The organism is Actinomadura verrucosospora, from assembly GCF_039540335.1.
Taxonomy (GTDB): domain Bacteria; phylum Actinomycetota; class Actinomycetes; order Streptosporangiales; family Streptosporangiaceae; genus Spirillospora; species Spirillospora verrucosospora.
This window is the reverse complement of sequence record NZ_BAABEV010000108.1, coordinates 1-845: the sequence shown is the minus strand read 5'-3', so window position 1 is coordinate 845 and position 845 is coordinate 1. Positions and strand designations below refer to the sequence as shown.

At 65.3% G+C, this 845-nt stretch carries 1 protein-coding gene and 1 pseudogene; both read right to left on the bottom strand.

Going from position 1 to position 845, the window contains the following annotated elements:
- Positions 1-643 (bottom strand): alpha-amylase family glycosyl hydrolase (locus tag ABD944_RS42135; RefSeq protein WP_425550332.1); only part of this gene is annotated, 643 nt, incomplete at its 3' end.
- Positions 562-845: pseudogene (locus tag ABD944_RS42130) on the bottom strand (alpha-1,4-glucan--maltose-1-phosphate maltosyltransferase); the annotation flags it as partial. The gene ABD944_RS42135 and the pseudogene ABD944_RS42130, both read right to left, overlap by 82 nt.

Here is an 845-nt window from a genome sequence, read left to right as displayed (position 1 = left end):
CGTCGGGGTAGCCGGTGTCGTCGTCGGCCCACATGTAGAAGTCCCCGAACGGCCCGTCGGGATCGGTCCGCGACGCCTGGAACCAGGGGTGCTGGTCGGAGGTGTGGTTCATCACCAGATCCGCGATGACGCGAATACCCCGCGCATGGGCTTCTTCGATGAGTTCCACGAAATCGCCCAGCTCCCCGAAATCGGGAAGGATCTTCGTGTATTCGGCGATGTCGTAACCGCCGTCTTTCAGTGGCGACTGGTAGATGGGCAGCAGCCACAGGCAGTCCACGCCGAGCCATTGCAGATGGTCCAGCTTGGAGATCAGCCCGCGCAGGTCGCCGTACCCGTCGTTGTTGGAATCGGCGAAACCCCGGACCGACACCTCGTAGAACACCGCCGTCTTGAACCAGTGCGGGTCGCGTGGGGTCTCCGGGTCGAACGCATCCGGGAGGGGTCCCGACTGCGTCGGAATGGCGTCCGAAGGGATCTCGGTGAAGACGTCGTCCGGGGGCACCGCGCCAGGGGGCGCCGCCGACGGGACGGCGGGGGACTGGGGCTCGTTGGGTCCGCTCAACTCTCGCTGCTCCCGAACGTCAGGACGTGTGCGGGTCGGACATGGGGATCGAGGTAGACGTAGTTCGATCCGCGCCATGTGTAGGTGGTGCCGTCGAGTTGGTCGGTGACGGTGTGGGGTTGGTCGGGGTCGTCGGGGAGGCCGAGGGCGGGCAGGTCGAGGTGGACGGTGGCTTCGCGGGGTTGGTGGGGGTTGAGGTTGACGATGGTCAGGACGATGTCGTCGAGGTGGTGTTTGGAGAAGGCGAGGAGTTCGGGTTGGTCGATGTGGTGGAAGTGCA